Genomic DNA, 17,784 nt, shown 5'->3' with positions numbered 1-17,784 from the left:
GTGACCGACGCACACACCACCGGCCCGTTCATCGCGGCCATCGACCAGGGCACCACCTCCAGCCGCTGCATCGTCTTCGACAAGGACGGCCGGATCGTCTCCGTCGACCAGAAGGAGCACGATCAGATCTTCCCGAAGCCCGGCTGGGTCGAGCACAACGCGACCGAGATCTGGGAGAACGTCCAGGAGGTCGTCGCCGGCGCCATCGTCAAGGCGGGCATCAGCGCCGCCGACGTCAAGGCGATCGGCATCACCAACCAGCGCGAGACCACGGTGCTCTGGGACAAGAACACCGGTGAGCCCGTCCACAACGCGATCGTCTGGCAGGACACCCGCACCGACGCGCTCTGCAAGGAGCTCGGCCGCAATGTCGGCCAGGACCGGTTCCGCCGCGAGACCGGGCTGCCGCTTGCCTCGTACTTCTCCGGACCCAAGGTCCGCTGGCTGCTCGACAACGTCGAGGGACTGCGCGAGCGCGCCGAGCGCGGCGACATCCTCTTCGGCACCATGGACTCCTGGGTCATCTGGAACCTGACCGGCGGCGCCGACGGCGGCGTGCACGTCACCGACGTCACGAACGCCTCGCGCACCCTCCTGATGAACCTGAACGAGTTGACGTGGGACCAGCGGATCCTCCAGTCGATGGAGATCCCCGCCGCCGTGCTGCCGGAGATCCGGTCCTCCGCCGAGGTGTACGGCGTCGCCAAGGACGGCGTCCTGGCCGGCGTCCCGGTCGCGTCCGCGCTCGGCGACCAGCAGGCGGCCCTCTTCGGCCAGACCTGCTTCTCCGAGGGCGAGGCCAAGTCCACGTACGGCACGGGCACCTTCATGCTCATGAACACCGGCGAAACGCCCGTCAACTCGTACAACGGACTGCTGACGACCGTCGGGTACCGGATCGGCGACCAGAAGCCGGTCTACGCCCTGGAAGGCTCCATCGCCGTCACCGGTTCGCTCGTGCAGTGGATGCGCGACCAGATGGGTCTGATCAAGTCCGCCGCCGAGATCGAGACGCTGGCCTCGTCGGTCGAGGACAACGGCGGCGCGTACTTCGTGCCCGCCTTCTCCGGTCTCTTCGCCCCGTACTGGCGCTCCGACGCCCGCGGTGTCATCACCGGACTCACCAGGTACGTCACCAAGGCGCACATCGCCCGTGCCGTCCTCGAGGCCACCGCCTGGCAGACCCGCGAGATCACCGACGCCATGACCAAGGACTCCGGTGTCGAGCTGGCCGCCCTCAAGGTCGACGGCGGTATGACCTCCAACAACTTGCTGATGCAGACGCTCGCCGACTTCCTGGACGCGCCCGTGGTGCGGCCCATGGTCGCCGAGACGACCTGCCTCGGCGCCGCCTACGCCGCCGGTCTCGCCGTCGGCTTCTGGCCGGACACCGACGCGCTGCGCGCCAACTGGCGCCGGGCCGCCGAGTGGACCCCCCGCATGGACGCGGACACCCGCGCACGCGAGTACAAGAGCTGGCTCAAGGCCGTGGAACGGACCATGGGCTGGATCGAAGACGAGGAGTAATCGACATGACCACCCTGCAGAGCGTCCCGGCCCTCGGGACGCACCCGGCCTCCGGCTCCCTTCCGAGCCGCGCCGAGACTCGGGAGCAGCTCTCCAAGGCGACGTACGACCTCCTGGTGATCGGTGGCGGCATCCTGGGCATCTCCACCGCCTGGCACGCCGCGCAGTCCGGGCTGCGGGTGGCCCTGGTGGACGCCGGCGACTTCGCCGGCGCCACCTCCTCCGCCTCCTCCAAGCTGCTCCACGGCGGCCTGCGCTACCTGCAGACCGGCGCGGTGAAGCTGGTCGCGGAGAACCACTTCGAGCGACGTGCGGTGTCCCGTCAGGTGGCCCCGCACCTGGCCAACCCGCTCACCTTCTACCTGCCCGTCTACAAGGGCGGACCGCACGGCGCGGCCAAGCTGGGTGCGGGTGTGTTCGCGTACTCGGCGCTGTCCGCGTTCGGTGACGGCGTCGGCCATGTGATCAGCCCGGCGAAGGCGCAGCGCGATGTGCCGGAGCTGCGTACGGACAATCTGAAGGCGGTCGCGGTCTACGGCGACGACCAGATGAACGACGCCCGGATGGCACTGATGACGGTCCGCGCGGCCGTCGACGCGGGCGCGGTCGTCCTCAACCACGCCGCGGTGACCGGGCTGCGGTTCACCAAGGGCCGGGTGACGGGCGCCGACCTGGAGGACCGTACGGACGGCACGGAGTTCGGCGTCACCGCCCGGCTCGTGCTGAACGCCACCGGCCCGTGGGTCGACCACCTGCGGAAGATGGAGGACCCGAACGCGGCGCCTTCGATACGTCTGTCCAAGGGCGCGCACCTCGTCCTGAAGCGCACCCGCCCCTGGAAGGCCGCGCTCGCCACCCCGATCGACAAGTACCGCATCACGTTCGCCCTGCCCTGGGAGGACATGCTGCTGCTCGGTACGACGGACGAGGAGTACGAGGGCGATCCGGCGGACGTCGCGGTCAACGAGAAGGACACCGCGCAGATCCTGGACGAGGCGGCGTTCTCGATCAAGGACCAGCAGCTGTCGCGCGATCTGATCACGTACTCCTTCGCAGGCCTGCGGGTGCTGCCGGGCGGTCCCGGCGACACCTCCAAGGCCAAGCGCGAGACGGTCGTGACGGAGGGCCGCGGCGGGATGCTGTCGGTCGCGGGCGGCAAGTGGACGACGTTCCGCCACATCGGCCGTACGGTGATGAACAAGCTGGCCGCGCTCCCCGGGCACCCGCTGGCCGATGACATGGAGCCCATGGCGCATCTGCCGAAGAAGCTCCCGCTGCCCGGTATCGCCAACCCGAACGCGGTCGCGCACCGGCTGCTGATCGACGGCGGAACGCCCGGACCGCGGATGTCCGCCGACACCGCCCGGCACCTCGCCACGCACTACGGCTCGCTCTCCTTCGACATCGCGCGGCTGGCGAACGAGAACCCGGCGCTGGGCGAGCGCATCCACCCGGACGCGCCGGAGATCTGGGCACAGGTCGCCTACGCGCGTGACCACGAGTGGGCGGAGACGGCCGACGACGTGCTGCGCCGCCGCACGACGCTGACGATCCGGGGCCTGGCCACGGACGAGATCCGGACCAGGGTCGAGGGAATGCTGGCCGACAAGGGCTGACCGGCACCGGCTGACGCACGCACGCACGGGCGGGGGCGGTTCCCACGGGGGGAGCCGCCCCCGCCCGCGTACCCGCTGTGACCTGGGGCGGCCGGTGGACGTGCCATACCGCTGTCCGGTGCGGGTCGCCGAGGACTTCGCGACGCTCGGCCAGATCTCCCGCGGCCAGATCGAGCGGGTTCGGGCTGAGCCACCCCGAACAGATCGAGACGCTGCAGCGCTTCGCGGAGGAAGTCGCTCCGGTGGTACGGCGCGAGGCTCCCTCGACGCTCTGGAAGTGAGCGATCGATCGCCTCCTCCGGCAGACGGGGTTCTTCCGTCTGATCCGACCGTTCCTGAACAGTGAGCAGGAGTGAGTCCTGTCTCACTGGCACGCCCCGAACGGTCTTGGGCGCACTGGTCCTCCGCTTTCTCGTCCTGGGCGGCGACGCATATCCCGTATGCGGTCCCTCCCAGACGGGCGGAATCCCTCACGACCTGGCCATATGGGTGAGGCCAAAGGCGACGGGGAGGCCCCGAACCATCTCGCTGGTGACACGGGGGCCCCGACTGCTGACACCACACCCGGCGTCCCAGATCGCACCGACCACGCTACGCACACCCCACCAGGCACACCAGCAGATCGTCACGCCGTTCACTCAAACGTGCCCAACTGCGCCAAAACGACTTGCCCGCCCAGCAGTTGTGTACCCCCATAATGAAGGGATACATCGGATGTCTTGTGCCGGGGTCTGATCCCGTCCGAATCCAGGAGGACCGTCATGGCTGTCACCGACGAGGCGATCGAGAAGATCAAGGAAATGATCGTCTCGGGTGCGCTACGGCCAGGCGACCGGCTGCCCAAGGAGAGCGAACTCGCGGCGGAACTCGGGCTCTCCCGCAACTCGCTGCGGGAGGCCGTCCGCGCCCTGTCGCTGATCCGCATCCTCGACGTCCGGCAGGGCGACGGCACGTACGTCACCAGCCTCGACCCGCAGCTGCTGCTGGAGGCGCTGAGCTTCGTCGTGGACTTCCACCGCGACGACACGGTGCTGGAGTTCCTGGCGGTCCGCCGGATCCTGGAGCCCGCCGCGACGGCGATGGCGGCGACGCGGATCAGCGAGGCGCAGCTGGATGTGCTGAGCTCCCAGCTGGACGCGCTGGGCGCGCAGCCGTCGGTGGAGGAACTGGTCGCCTGCGACCTGGAGTTCCACCGCGGCATCGTGCAGTCGTCCGGTAATTCGGTGCTCTGCTCGCTGCTCGACGGTCTCTCCGGGCCGACGACGCGGGCCCGTGTCTGGCGCGGACTGACGCAGGAGGACGCGGTCAGCCGGACGCTGCACGAGCACCGGGCGATCGTGTCGGCGCTGCGGGACCGGGATGCGGAGGCTGCGCGGGCCTGGGCGACGGTGCATGTGGCGAGCGTGGAGCAGTGGCTGAGGTCGACGCTGTGACATGTGTACGGGCCGGTGCGCGGAGGGTTCCGCGCACCGGCCCGTACGGACCCCGGTTCAGACCGGCCGGCAAATGGGGGGTGGGAGAAGGAGCGGGGCTGCGTGCGTGCAGCTGCAAGGCGGAGGATTGAGACATGGCGGAGCCATGGTGATTGACGACAACGCGGCAGATGTGCGTGCCCAGCCCCGCGACGCCGCCCCCCATTTGCCGGCCGGTCTCAGTCCTGCTTCTCGCCGCTCGCGAAGCGCGAGATGACCAGGGCGACGATGATGATCGCGCCGTTGAGGAACTGGTTCCACAGCGCGGGGACGCCGCCGAGGGTCATCACATTGACCACCAGCTGCAGCGTCAGTACGCCGGTCAGCGCACCGAACAGCGTGCCACGGCCACCCTTGAGGCTGATGCCGCCGATGACCGCCGCGGCGAACACCTGGAAGATCCAGCCGTTGCCCTGCGTCGCGGCGACCGCCCCGTAGTGGCCGGTGTAGAGGATGCCCGCGAAGGCCGCCAGCAGACCGCCGATGGCAAGCACGATCCAGGTGACCCGGTCGACCCGGATGCCCGCGGCCCGTGCCGCTTCCGGGTTGCCCCCGATCGCGTACAGCGAACGCCCGTGGCGCAGCCAGGCCAGCGCCGCACCGCCGATCGCGAAGAGCACCAGGCAGATCCAGACCGCGGCCGGTGCGCCGAGCCACTCGCTCTTGCCGAGGTAGCGGAACGACTCCGGGACGTCGGTGATGGACTTGCCCTCGGTGATGCCGATGTGGAGTCCGCGCAGCATGGTGAGCATGCCGAGCGTGGCGATGAAGCCGTTGACCCGCAGCTTCAGCATCAGGAAGCCGTTGATCGCGCCGATCGCGAGCCCCACCAGCAGGCAGAGCGGGATCGCCGACCAGGTGGGCAGCAGGCCGAGGCCGGCGAAGCGGCCGCCCTCGGTGGGCAGCACCAGCCACATGGCGACGACGGGCGCGATACCGATCGTCGACTCCAGCGACAGGTCCATCCGTCCGCAGATGAGGATCAGGGCCTGGCCGAGGACCAGCAGGCTGAGTTCGGAGGACTGCTGGACGACGCTGATCAGGTTGTCGGAGGTGAGGAAGACCGGCGAGACGATGAAGCCGATCACCATCAGCACCAGGATCACCGGCACCAGGGAGAAGTCGCTCCACCGGATCAGCTTGAGCCGGCTCAGCGGGCTGTCGTCGCCGAGCCCGCCCTTGAGTCCCCCGTTGATGTCGTCGGCCGTCGACGGCCGTATCGTGCCGGTCATTCCCTTTCCCCCACACCTTCCATGGCGGCGACGAGTTCCCCGTCGGTCCACCCGCTTCCGAACGCCCCGACCACGCGCCCGTGGAACAGGGCGAGCACCCGGTCGCAGACCCGCAGATCGTCCAGCTCGTCCGAGACGACGACTGCGGCATTGCCCTCGTCGGCGACCCGCCGGACGACGCCGAGCAGCGAGTCCTTGGACTTGACGTCCACACCCGCGGTGGGCCGGACCGCGACCAGCACGCTCGGCTTGCGGGCCAGTGCGCGGGCGACCACCACCTTCTGCTGGTTGCCGCCCGACAGCCCGGCGACGGGCTGTTCGGGTCCCTGTGTCTTGATATCCAGCGACTCGATCATCGACCGTGCGAACTCCCTGGTGCGGGACGGCAGTACGGTCCCCCACGGCCCGAGCTGGTCGGTGACCGTGAGGGTGGCGTTCTCGGCGACGCTGCGTCCCAGGACGAGGCCCTGGTCGTGTCGGTCCTCGGGGATGTATCCGATCCCGGCGTCCAGCGCGTGCGGCACGCTGCCGGACGGCACCGTCCTCCCGTGTACGTAGACCGTGCCGCCGCCGGCCTTCCGCATCCCGGCGAGCGCCTCACCGAGTGCGGTGTTGCCGCTGGCCGCGGATCCGGCGAGGCCGAGCACCTCGCCGGGGCGGACCTGGAGGTCCAGCGGCTCGAACTGGCCCTCCAGGGAAAGCCCTTCGGTGCGCAGGACGGGCTCCGCCGACGCGTCCCGTACCGCTGCCCTGTCACCGCCCGCGTGCCAGGCGGCGGGTCCGCTGCCCTTCTCGCCCGTCATCGCCGTGACCAGTTCGGTCTTGGTGAGGTCGGTGACCGGGGCGGTCAGGACGTGGCGGGCGTCGCGGTAGACGGTGACCGCGGTGCACAGGTCGTACACCTCCTGCAGATGGTGGGAGATGAAGAGGAACGCCACTCCCTGGCTCTGCAGCTCCCTGAGCTTGTCGAAGAGCCGCCCGATGCCGCGGGCGTCGAGCTGGGCGGTCGGTTCGTCGAGGATGATCAGCCGGGCGCCGAAGGACAGCGCCCGGGCGATCTCGACGAACTGCCGCTGCTCCACGGCCAGATCCCTGGCCCGGGTGTTGGGGTCGACCTGGACCCCGTACTCGGCGAGGAGCTGCTCCGCACGCCTGCGGAGTCTCCCCCAGCTGATCCACCGCGACTCGTCGTCCAGCCGGCCGAGGAAGAGGTTCTCGGCGACGGTCAGATCGGGGACGACCATGGACTTCTGGTAGACGCAGGCGACCTTCGACTGCCAGGCCGTGGTGTCCCCGAAGGCGGGCGCGGGCTCCTCGCCGAAGCGGACCGTGCCCGCGTCCGCCTTGTGCAGCCCCGTCAGGACGCTGACCAGCGTGGACTTGCCCGCGCCGTTACGGCCGACGAGGGCATGGGACTCCCCGGGCTGCACGGTGAGCTGCACACCGTCGAGCGCCACGGTGGGCCCGAAGCGTTTGACGACGCCTTCCGCCTGTACGGCAGGTGGTGCCTTTTCCATCAGACCCCTTCTCAGCGAAGCGCTGTAGTGATGTCGGTGCCCTGCCCTCGGGCGGCGGTCAGGGCTTGGCCGCGTCTCGGCTCTTCGTTGCCGAGAGGGAAGCCCTCTCGGCAACGAGAGGGAGGAGTCACGGCTAGCTCTTCTTCTCTAGCTGATTGGCCCACAGTTTCGGGTCGTCCACGTTGTCCTTGGTCACCAGGGGCGCGGGAAGCTGGTCCTCGAAACCATTGGGAATCTTGATGATGTTCGAGTCGTGGTCGGTCGGGCCTTCCTTGAAGGTCTTACCGTCCAGGGCCGCCTTGGCGTAGTACAGCGCGTACTTCGCGTACAGGTCGGCGGGCTGTGAGATCGTCGCGTCGATCTTGCCCGCCCTGATGGCGTCGAACTCCTCCGGGATGCCGTCGTTGGAGATGATCGTGATGTGGCCCGCCGTACCGGCCGGCTTCAGCAGCTTCTTCTGCTCCAGCAGCGCGAGGGTCGGCTGCAGGAAGACACCGCCGGCCTGCATGTAGATTCCGTTGATGTCGGGGTGCGCGGCGAGCGTGGACTGGAGCTTGGCGGACGCGACGTCGCCCTTCCAGTCGGTGGCCAGCTCGAAGACCTTGATGCCCGGGTAGTCCTTGTCCATGCAGGCCTTGAACGCCTCGGACCGGTCGCGGCCGTTGATCGAGGACAGGTCGCCCTGGAACTCGACGACCTTGCCCTTGCCCTTCAGCTGCTCGCCGAGGTACTTGCAGGCGTTGGTTCCGTACGCCTTGTTGTCGGCGCGGACGACCATGTAGACGTTGCCCTTGTCGGGGCGGGTGTCGACGCTGATGACCGGGATCTTCTTGTCGTTCAGCGAGTTCAGCGACTCGGCGATGGCGCCGGTGTCCTGCGGGGCCATCACGACGGCCTTGGCGCCCTGGTCGGTGAACGTCTGGACATTGGCGACGAGCTTGCCGATGTCGTTCTGCGAGTTGGTCAGCGGAAGTGCCTTGACCTCACCCGCCTTGACGCCCTTCTCGATGTAGTTCTGGTACGAGTTCCAGAAGTCGCTGTCGCTGCGCGGCAGGTCGATACCGACCTTCCCGGCGCCCGCGCCGTCATCGGTGGACTCGCGGTTGCAGCCCGCGAGGGCAGTGACGGCCAGCAGCACGGCGCAGGCTGCCGCACTCGTCGTACGCACTCTCATTGGTGTCCCGTCCTTCGTGGAGTACTGGCTCGGTGCTCGGTTGGATGGTGCGGCTCGGGTTCGGTGGGGTGGTTCAGTTGCCGGCGGGCCGCAGGCGCAGGCCCTGCATTCCGCCGTCGACCGCGAGTGCCGTGCCCGTGACGGAGGCGGCGGCGGGGCTGGCGAGGTAGACGATCGCGGCGGCGACCTCGTCGGCCGACACGAGTCGTCCCAGCGGCTGACGGGCGTCGAGTGCAGCGCGTTCGGCGGCCGGGTCGTCGGCCTGGCCGAGGAGCCGGCCGATCCACGGGGTGTCCGCGGTGCCGGGGTTGACGCAGTTGACGCGTACACCTTCGCGGACGTGGTCGGCGGCCATGGCGAGGGTCAGCGAGAGCACCGCGCCCTTGCTGGCGCTGTACAGGGCGCGCTGCGGCAGTCCGGCGGTCGCCGCGATGGAACAGGTGTGGGTGATCGAGACGGCGCCGGGCCGGTCGGCCGCCGCACGCCGCAGATGGGGCAGGGCGTGCCGGGCGGTGCGGACCATGCCGAGGACATTGATGTCCAGGACCCGGGTCCACTCGTCGTCGGCGTTGTCCTCGACGGTGCCGATCGAGCCGATGCCCGCGTTGGACACGACGGTGTGCAGCGAGCCCAGTTCGGCGGCTGCCCGGTCCACCGCCTCGCGCACGGCGTCGTCGTCGGTGACGTCCGCCTTCACGGCGAGGGTGCCCTCGGGGGCGCCCGCGGTCTCCCGGTCGAGCACAGCCACGCGCGCGCCGCGTTCCAGCAGCAGTGTCGCGACGGCGGCTCCGATACCGGAGGCACCGCCCGTCACCAGGGCGGACATCCCCTCGAAGTCGCTTGTTCCGGCCATCAGTTGGCCTCCTCGGGCGTGCGGCGGGCCTGCCATACGGGGCCCTCCGGGTAACGGTGTGCGGCGATCGAGTCGGGGAGCATCCGGGCGGAGAAGCCCGGGGAGCTCGGGGCGACGTAGCGGCCCCCTTCGATCACGGTGGGGTCGGCGAAGTGTTCGTGGAGGTGGTCGACGTACTCGATCACGCGGTTCTCCCAGCTGCCGGAGACCGCCACGTAGTCGAACATCGACAGATGCTGCACCAGCTCGCACAGTCCGACGCCGCCCGCGTGCGGGCAGACCGGTACGCCGAACTTGGCGGCGAGCAGCAGGATCGCCAGGTTCTCGTTGACGCCCGCGACGCGCGCCGCGTCGATCTGGACGAAGTCGACGGCGCCGGCCTGGAGCAGCTGCTTGAACACGACGCGGTTGGCGACGTGTTCACCGGTGGCGACCTTGACCGGCTGCCCGGCCCGGACTGCGGCGTGCCCGAGGATGTCGTCGGGGCTGGTCGGCTCCTCGATCCAGTGCGGGTCGAACGGCGCGAGCGCGGTCAGCCACTCCACCGCGTCGGCGACGTCCCACCGCTGGTTGGCGTCGACGGCGATCCTGATGTCCGGTCCGACGGCCTCGCGGGCCAGGGAGAGCCTGCGGACGTCGTCGCCGAGGTCTCCGCCGACCTTCAGCTTGATCTGGGTGAAGCCGTCCGCGACGGCCTCCTTCGCCAGTCGGACCAGCTTGTCGTCGGCGTAGCCGAGCCAGCCGGGCGACGTGGTGTACGCGGGGTAGCCCTCGGCACGCAGCCGTTCGGCTCGCCCGGCGCGGCCCGGTTCGGCCGTCCGGAGGATCTCGAGGGCCTCGTCCGGGGTGAGGACATCGGTGAGATAGCGGAAATCGACGAGGGAGACGAGCTCCTCCGGAGTCATTTCCGCGAGGAACTGCCAGACGGGTCTGCCCGCCTGCCTCGCGGCCAGGTCCCATGCGGCGTTGACGACCGCGCCCGCCGCCATGTGCATTACGCCCTTCTCCGGGCCGAGCCAGCGCAATTGCGAGTCATGGGTGAGCTCGCGGTACAGCGCGCCGAGATCGGCGGCGGTACGGGGCGCCGGACGGCCGACCACGTACGGGCGCAGCGCGTCGATCGCGGCCGCCATCACCTCGTTGCCGCGCCCGATGGTGAAGCAGAAGCCATGACCCTCGATAGCGGCTCCGTCGTCGTCCGAGCTGTCCGGGGCATCTGTACGCAGTACGACATAGGCGGCGGAGTAGTCGGGATCGGGGTTCATGGCGTCCGAGCCGTCCAGTTGCTCCGAGGTCGGGAAACGGATGTCGTGGACCTCGAAGTCCGTGACGGTCTGACTCATGTGCGCCCCCAGGGGAATAACATCGGACCTCTGCTCTGGTCATCCGATGTATAGCGTCACGAAGGCACCAACGTCCAGAGTTGAGCCGAAATTGACGGGACACAGCTCGGATGAATTCGGAGGCCGGTGCCCTGGTTGGGCCGGTGATGCACCCCCTGGGGCCAGGTTCACCCGGCAGTGGACAGGGGCTGCGGCGATGGAGCCCCGACGCCGTAAGGTTGGTGCGTACGCAAGGGAACTTCGGAAGGAGGCCTGGGTGATCGAGCTCGCGGGGGTTCCCGAGCTGATCGACCCGGTCATGGTGGCCGCGTTCGAGGGGTGGAACGACGCAGGTGACGCCGCCTCCACAGCGGTCGCGCACCTGGACCGGGAGTGGAAGGGCGAGGTGTTCGCGGCGCTCGACGCCGAGGACTACTACGACTTCCAGGTCAACCGGCCGACGGTCTGGCTGGACGGCGGGGTACGCAAGATCACCTGGCCCACCACGCGGCTCTCCGTGGTCCGTATCGGCGGGGACAAGCCCCGCGATCTCGTCCTGGTCCGCGGTATCGAGCCGTCGATGCGCTGGCGCTCGTTCTGCAACGAGATCCTGGGCTTCGCCCATGAGCTGGGCGTCGAGATGGTGGTGGTGCTGGGCGCGCTGCTCGGCGACACCCCGCACACCCGCCCGGTGCCGGTCAGCGGAGTCACCTCCGACCCGGATCTGGCACGGGCCATGGATCTGGAGGAGACCCGGTACGAGGGACCGACGGGCATCGTCGGCATCCTTCAGGAGGCGTGCACGCATGCGGGTGTGCCCGCGGTGAGCCTCTGGGCGGCCGTGCCGCACTATGTGTCGCAACCGCCCAACCCGAAGGCCACCATGGCACTGCTGAACCGCCTGGAGGACCTGCTCGGACTGCGCATCCCGCTGGGCGAGCTGCCCGAGGACGCGCGGGCCTGGCAGCTCGGGGTCGATCAACTGGCCGCCGAGGACAGCGAAGTGGCGGAGTACGTGCAGACGCTGGAGGAGGCCCGGGACACCGCGGAGCTTCCCGAGGCGACGGGCGAAGCCATCGCCCGGGAGTTCGAGCGGTATCTGCGGCACCGGGACATCGGCCCGGGCTCCGGACCGGGCCAGGCGCCGGGCGGGCATGCGACGGAGGGCGGCGACGCCGCGTATCTGCGCGACACGTCGAGCGGCCGCACCAGGCCGCCGAAGCCGTCGCGGCCGGAGACGGGGACACCACCGGGAACCTCTGGTGAGCCCACTCAGGAGCAACCCTCCGACGACGACAACGACTCCGAAGGTTCATCGGAGGACTGACGGCAGTGCGCCGGGCGGGCACTCGACCCGCCCGGCGCACCACTGCCCAGCCGGCCGCTCAGGAGCAGCTGAAGCGCGCCGCGGCCCAGTCCCCGTGGTCACCGGTCTTGGATCCGTTGGTGTCGGTGACCTTCAGGGCGAGCGCGGTGATCGGGGCCTCGCCGGCCGTGGCGTCCTTCGCCGGGGTGACCGCCACCTCGACCCGCCGGGTGGTGCCCGCCGGGATCCGGTCCACGGTATTCGCCGGGGTGACCTGCCAGCCCTCGGGGACGTCCAGGCTGACCGCGGCGTCCGTCACATCGGCGCTGCCCGCGGTGACGTCGACGGCCACCGTGCCCGCGACGCCCGCCCCGACCTCCTGCCCGTCCGGCGCGGAGACGACAGCCGTGGCGGCCGCGTTCTTCCCGCCGACGGCGCTGGTGTCCTCCAGCTTCACGCTGAACTTCTTGCCGGTGGAGAGCGGTGCGGTCTTGATCTTCACGACTCCGCCGCGGTCGTCCCGGTCGTACCACCAGCCCTGCTTCGCGGTCTTGTACGCGGCCGCGGAACCCAGCCGGGGCAGCTTGCCGTCGAGCTTCACCGCGCTCGGCGCGGACCCGGTGTGCACGCTGAACTCGTACGGCCGCCTGCTCTGCTTGCCGGTGAAGTCCCCCTTGCTCTCAGCGATGTTCACAGTGATGTCGCCCGCGCCCCGGACGGGTGCGTCGACGTCCGCCCGCTGGGTGGCGTACCTGCCGTCGCGGTGCTGCCGGGTGACACCGTCGTCCTCGTACAGCGTGAAGGAGGACGCGCCCTGCGGGTAGATGTCCCAGGCCAGCGAGGAGTCGGCGGTCCGGTCCTGGTACGAGCGGATGCCCGGCCACATCGTCACACTGGCTCCGGCCTTCACGAAGGGCGGCAGGGTGTCGAGCGGGGCGCTGTAGTGGTCGACGGTCGTGGGCCCCTGGTAGGTGCGGCCGCTCCAGTAGTCGATCCAGGTGCCCTTCGGCAGATAGATCCCGTCTCGGTGGGTACGCCGTACCCGGCGGAGGAGAGGTAGAACGGCACGGAGTTGGGGTGACCGCCGTCGTTCCAGTTGTAGTCGACGCCGACCTCGACGGTCTTGTCGCGGTGCGAGGTGTTGCCGCGCCCGTTCTGCATGCCGGCGCCGTAGAACTGCTCGTCGGCGCCGCGGGCCAGCGTCTGGGTGGTGCGCTTCCCGTCCCAGCTCAGCCCCTTGGCCTCGGACCAGACGAGGCTGCCGTCGGCCCGGTGGAGCTCGAAGCGCAGCGGCGACTTGTAGGCGCGCAGCGTGACGCTGCCGGTGGACAGCTCGTACCGGTCGCTCTTCTCCTTCCACCGGGTGTGCGGCGGGGCGCCCTGCGGCAGGACGATGTCGTCGCCGGTCGGGTCGGAGAACGTACCGTCCGGGGCGAGTTCGATACGGAAGGTCTCGTCGGTGACGAAGCTGACCCGGGCCTCGGCGGAGCCGGCTCTGAGGTGGTAGACGGACCCGTCGGCGGAGAAACCGCTCAGATCGCCGACCGTCGTGGCCTCGGGCGCGGCGGGTTCGGCCTGTGCGCTGCCGGGTCCCGCAAACACGGCGACCAGTCCCAGCAAAGCTGCAACTGCCACCACTCTGATGCGCGTTGATGATTGTATAGAGAGCTTTTAGCGCAGCTACAAGCATTTGACCATGGACAAAACGGAACCGGCCCCGAACTTCGTGGAGAAGTCCGAGGCCGGCCGACAGGCGGAGAAAGACGGGTTGTTACAGGGTGTTACAGCGCGACACCCAGCAGCGCGTCGGCGGTGCGCGAGACGAGGCCCGGTGCACCCTCGTCCGTACCGCCCTCGGCGTTCTGGCGCTCGGCCCAGCGGTCCACGGCGGCCAGAGCGGCCGGTGCGTCCAGGTCGTCGGCGAGGGCCTCGCGGACCTCTTCGACGAGGGCGTCGGCGGACAGTCCGTCGGGCCGGGAGACGGCGGAACGCCACCGTGCGAGCCGCTCGACGGCGTCGGCGAGCACCTGGTCGGTCCACTCCCAGTCCGACCGGTAGTGGTGCGAGAGCAGCGCCAGCCTGATCGCGGCCGGATCCACGCCGTCGCGGCGCAGCGCCGACACGAAGACCAGGTTGCCCCGGGACTTGGACATCTTCTCGCCGTCCAGAGCGACCATGCCGGCGTGCACGTACGCCTGGGCGAACGGGTGCTCGCCGGTCAGCACCTGGGCATGCGAGGCGCCCATCTCGTGGTGCGGGAAGGCGAGGTCGGACCCGCCTCCCTGGACGTCGAAGCCCATGCCGAGGTGGTCCAGGGCGATGGCCACGCACTCGATGTGCCAGCCGGGCCGGCCGGCACCGAGCGAGGCACCGTCCCAGCTCGGCTCACCCTTGCGGGCGGCCATCCAGAGCATCGGGTCGAGCGGGTTCTTCTTCCCCGGGCGCTCCGGGTCGCCCCCGCGCTCTGCGGAGAGCAGCCGCATCGCCTCGGCGTCCAGGTTGGACACCTCGCCGAAGTGCGGGTCGGTCTCGACGGAGAAGTACACGTCTCCGTCGAGTTCGTAGGCGGCACCGGCGTCCCGGAGCCGTTCGACGAGCGGGACGATGCCGGGTATCGCCTCCACCGCGCCGATGTAGTGCTTCGGCGGAAGCATGCGCAGGGCGGTCATGTCCTCGCGGAAGAGGGCCGTCTCGCGCTCGGCGAGCTCGGTCCAGTCCTGACCGTCGCGCACGGCCCGCTCCAGCAGCGGATCGTCCACGTCGGTCACATTCTGGACATAGTGAACCTGCCGCTTGGTGTCGAGCCACACGCGCTGAACGAGGTCGAACGCGTTGTAGGTCGCCGCATGACCCATGTGGGTCGCGTCGTACGGCGTGATGCCGCAGACGTAGATGCGGGCGACGGGACCGGGGTCAAGAGTGATCCGTCCGCCGGTCGCGGTGTCGTGGATCCGAAGGTCGCGGCCCTTGCCAGGCAGGGCGGGGACCTCAGAAGCGGGCCAGGCATACATGTCATGAGCGTAACCGGACGTCGCTTCCGGATACGAACCGGATACGGGATCCTGGCCGGAGAGACGGTCTTGCGCTTCCGCGGTGCTCGCTCCCCCACCCCGCCGCGTCCCGGAACCGTGGCTCTGTCCGGGCCCCCGGTCCCTCCGTCGCCGGACGGGCTGTGCGAGGCCCGCAGGCCCCCTCGGACGGCGTAACGGCCTCCCCCACGACGGGGAGTGGATCAGCGAGCGGCGTCATGCGGCTTCGACGGCAAGGCGGAGGACCGAGTCGACGCGGAGCGTCGGTGACCGACAACAACGCCGCAAGCGGAGTCGCAGGGCGTCGGGAGCCCACTCCCTGTCGTGGGGGAAGCCGTAAGGACGCCCTCGACGCCGGGCGGGCTCAAGGACGTTCTCCAACGCCGGACGGGCTCGATTTTCGGCCACCCACCGCCGGGAAGATTCCGCCCGGACCTTCACGGGACGGGGTCCGGGGCAGAGCCCCCGAAAACCAGCCCCTCCGGCGCTTGAGAAGCGGAGGTCGGGGGGCGGCGCCTCCGGGTCCGGGGAGGAGCGGGCAGGGGAAACGGCCCCCGGCCCGTCACACCGGTGGCCAGGGGATCGCGGGCCACCCGCCACTCGGCCCCGGGTGCCGCCCCGTCACCCGCAGCGCCTCCACCCGCCCCCGCAACGCATCGATCTCCGCCGCAGTGATCAGCTCCGCCAGTCGGGTGACCAGCGCCGTCCCCGGGGCCAGCTCTTCCGCCAGCCGGTCCAGCACATCGACGGCCTCGGCCGTCAGCGGTTCCCCCGCCCACCCCCACAGCAGCGTCCGCAGCTTGTCGTCCGCATTGAACGTCACTCCGTGGTCGATGCCGTACAGCCGGCCGTCCGGCGCCGGCAGCAGGTGCCCGCCCTTCCGGTCGGCGTTGTTGATCACCGCGTCGAGGACCGCCAGCCGCCGCAGCCGCGGATCGTCCGCGTGCACCAGCAGAGCCGTCCTCCCCTCGCCCACCTCGGCCTGGGCAACGGCCTTCCACCCGTCCCCCGGCCCCTCGTCCTCGACGAGCGCCAGCAGCGGAGGCTCACCGTCCGGGGCTGCCTCCGAGGGCGCCTCGATCCACAGCTGGCACATCCCCTCCCCGTACGGCCCGTCCCGCAGCACGGTCGGCGGCACCAGCCCCCACCCCGTCACCTCGGAGATCGCGTACGCGGCGACCTCGCGCCCGGCGAGCGTGCCGTCGGGGAAGTCCCACAGCGGCTGTTCCCCGGCGACGGGCTTGTATACGCAGGTGCGCTCCTCGCCCTCGTACGCGACCGTGCAGTAGAGCACCGCATTGGACGCGTCACGGATCTGACCGCGGACAGTGAGCTGTCCCTCGGTGAGCAGAGTGATCAGCCGGGTGTCCGTCAGGCTCCCCGTCGGTATCCGTTCTGGCGCGGGCATACGTGTCCTTCCGGGTCGAGCGGCAGGCTGCACAGCGGGCAAGGCGGACGGCCGGCGTTCACGACGTCCAGGGCGCGCTTGGCGAACGCGCGCGCCTGCGCGCCGCTGAGCCGGACCCGGAGCATCGGCGGACCGTTCTCCTCGTCCTGCAGCATCCGTTCCTCGGCCTCCGCGAGATCGTCGTCGGAGTCCGCGTCCAGCTCGACCAGGGCCTGCGCCTCGACGATCATGCGCTGTTCCTCGCCGTCCCAGGCGAGAGCCATCGTCCCGACCCGGAACTCCTCCTCGACGGGCACGTCGAGCGGAGCGGTGTCGGTGACGTCCATCGGGGCCACTGCGGGCACCGGCGAGTTCCCGCCGGTCCTCCGCACGACCTCGTCGAGCAGTTCGTCGATCCGCTCGGCAAGCGCGGCGACCTGGGTCTTCTCCAGGGCCACGCTGGTGACACGTCCGCCTGAGGAAGCCTGCAGGAAGAACGTACGGCGTCCAGGCTGCCCGACCGTACCGGCCACGAAACGGTCCGGGGGGTCGTAGAGGAACACCTGACGGGACACGTCCTGTCTCCCTTGAGAATTGACGGCAAATGAGGGGCGGCCGGGTTCCGGGAGAGTCCCGGAGGGAAGGGCGCCTACGGCGCGTCCACCCTACTGCGCGGAGCGATCACGGCGCCCCAGCGCCGCCGCCGACCACCGCATCCGTACCTGCTTCCGTATCCGTGGCCGCGCCGGCGCTCTCCTCGCGCGGCTCCAGCGACGCGAAGTCCCCGGTGTCGCCGAGCCGCAGCAGGAAGGGCCGCAGCCGCGTGTAGCGGATCGCGGTGACCGAGCAGGGTTCGGCCTGGATCCGCTGGAAGAGGTCGAGATGCATCCCGAGCGCATCGGCGACGACGGACTTGATGATGTCGCCGTGCGAGCACATCACGTACACCGCGCCGTCACCGTGCTCGGCCTCGATCCGGGCATTCCACTCCCGTACGGCATCGACGGCCCGCGCCTGCATCACCCGCATCGACTCACCGCCGGGAAAGGCCGCGGCCGAGGGGTGCTGCTGCACGACGGCCATCAGCGGCTCGTCGGTGAGTTCCGCGAGTTTGCGCCCCGCCCAGTCGCCGTAGTCGCATTCGCTGATCCGCTCCTCGGTGTGCAGCGGCAGCCCCGGCCGGGCGTCGAGCAGCGGCTGCAGAGTCTCCCGGCAGCGCTGCAGCGGGCTGCTGACGGCGGCGGCGAGGGGCAGGGAGGCGAGCCGCGGGGCGCAGGGCGGGGGCCGCCCGGCGCCCCCCCCCGGCCTCACCCCCGGGCCGCCGCCGGCGCCGCGCCCCCACCGCCCGG

At 70.1% G+C, this 17,784-nt stretch carries 13 protein-coding genes and 1 pseudogene; 4 read left to right on the top strand and 10 right to left on the bottom strand.

All coding sequences use genetic code 11. From position 1 onward, the window contains the following. The 3 genes from glpK to ACWD6R_RS02140 all read left to right on the top strand — a co-directional run bounded on the left by glpK (position 1) and on the right by ACWD6R_RS02140 (position 4,576). Entirely contained in the window at positions 1-1,527 is a 1,527-nt protein-coding gene (gene glpK, locus ACWD6R_RS02150) for a glycerol kinase GlpK (RefSeq protein WP_451816930.1), read from the top strand. A 5-nt stretch (positions 1,528-1,532) separates the two neighbouring features. Continuing rightward, positions 1,533-3,143: an FAD-dependent oxidoreductase gene (locus ACWD6R_RS02145; protein WP_451816929.1), complete on the top strand. Its 1,611-nt coding sequence runs from the start codon at positions 1,533-1,535 to the stop codon at positions 3,141-3,143. A 761-nt stretch (positions 3,144-3,904) separates the two neighbouring features. Continuing rightward, a complete protein-coding gene (locus tag ACWD6R_RS02140) occupies positions 3,905-4,576 on the top strand; it encodes a FadR/GntR family transcriptional regulator (RefSeq protein ID WP_451816928.1) in 672 nt (223 codons plus the stop codon). A 218-nt stretch (positions 4,577-4,794) separates the two neighbouring features. Here ACWD6R_RS02140 and ACWD6R_RS02135 read toward each other — a convergent pair whose 3' ends face one another. From ACWD6R_RS02135 to ACWD6R_RS02115, 5 genes are all read right to left on the bottom strand, one after another. Then, positions 4,795-5,847, bottom strand: a complete 1,053-nt coding sequence (locus ACWD6R_RS02135; RefSeq protein ID WP_451816927.1) for an ABC transporter permease — start codon at positions 5,845-5,847, stop codon at positions 4,795-4,797. Next, on the bottom strand, positions 5,844-7,364 hold the full coding sequence (locus tag ACWD6R_RS02130) for a sugar ABC transporter ATP-binding protein (protein WP_451816926.1): 1,521 nt from the start codon (positions 7,362-7,364) through the stop codon (positions 5,844-5,846). Before ACWD6R_RS02130 ends, ACWD6R_RS02135 begins: the two co-directional genes overlap by 4 nt. Before the next feature lie 133 nt (positions 7,365-7,497). Continuing rightward, on the bottom strand, positions 7,498-8,538 hold the full coding sequence (locus ACWD6R_RS02125; protein ID WP_451816925.1) for a sugar ABC transporter substrate-binding protein: 1,041 nt from the start codon (positions 8,536-8,538) through the stop codon (positions 7,498-7,500). A 73-nt stretch (positions 8,539-8,611) separates the two neighbouring features. Further along, entirely contained in the window at positions 8,612-9,391 is a 780-nt protein-coding gene (locus ACWD6R_RS02120) for an SDR family NAD(P)-dependent oxidoreductase (protein ID WP_451816924.1), read from the bottom strand. Further along, complete coding sequence (locus ACWD6R_RS02115; protein ID WP_451816923.1) at positions 9,391-10,734, bottom strand: L-fuconate dehydratase; 1,344 nt, start codon at positions 10,732-10,734, stop codon at positions 9,391-9,393. Before ACWD6R_RS02115 ends, ACWD6R_RS02120 begins: the two co-directional genes overlap by 1 nt. Before the next feature lie 256 nt (positions 10,735-10,990). Between ACWD6R_RS02115 and ACWD6R_RS02110 the strand changes: the two genes are divergently transcribed. Next, positions 10,991-12,040, top strand: coding sequence for a PAC2 family protein (locus tag ACWD6R_RS02110; RefSeq protein WP_451816922.1), 1,050 nt, complete (start codon positions 10,991-10,993; stop codon positions 12,038-12,040). A 136-nt stretch (positions 12,041-12,176) separates the two neighbouring features. On the opposite strand, the pseudogene ACWD6R_RS02105 reads toward ACWD6R_RS02110, so the two are convergent. The 5 genes and pseudogenes from ACWD6R_RS02105 to ACWD6R_RS02085 all read right to left on the bottom strand — a co-directional run. Beyond that, positions 12,177-13,555, bottom strand: a pseudogene (locus tag ACWD6R_RS02105) (DUF5110 domain-containing protein); the annotation flags it as partial. A gap of 245 nt (positions 13,556-13,800) precedes the next feature. Next, entirely contained in the window at positions 13,801-15,030 is a 1,230-nt protein-coding gene (gene mshC, locus ACWD6R_RS02100; RefSeq protein WP_451816921.1) for a cysteine--1-D-myo-inosityl 2-amino-2-deoxy-alpha-D-glucopyranoside ligase, read from the bottom strand. Positions 15,031-15,610: 580 nt separating this feature from the next. Continuing rightward, positions 15,611-16,456, bottom strand: coding sequence for an SCO1664 family protein (locus tag ACWD6R_RS02095; RefSeq protein ID WP_451816920.1), 846 nt, complete (start codon positions 16,454-16,456; stop codon positions 15,611-15,613). Then, a complete protein-coding gene (locus ACWD6R_RS02090; RefSeq protein WP_451816919.1) occupies positions 16,420-17,010 on the bottom strand; it encodes a DUF3090 domain-containing protein in 591 nt (196 codons plus the stop codon). The genes ACWD6R_RS02095 and ACWD6R_RS02090 overlap by 37 nt, the downstream gene beginning before the upstream one ends. A 106-nt stretch (positions 17,011-17,116) precedes the next feature. Then, a partial coding sequence (locus tag ACWD6R_RS02085) for an MSMEG_4193 family putative phosphomutase (RefSeq protein ID WP_451816918.1) occupies positions 17,117-17,784 on the bottom strand: 668 nt, incomplete at its 5' end.

It is taken from the genome of Streptomyces sp. NPDC005151 (assembly GCF_053599875.1).
Note: the sequence above shows the minus strand (reverse complement) of the source record. Positions and strands in the feature narration are given on the sequence as shown.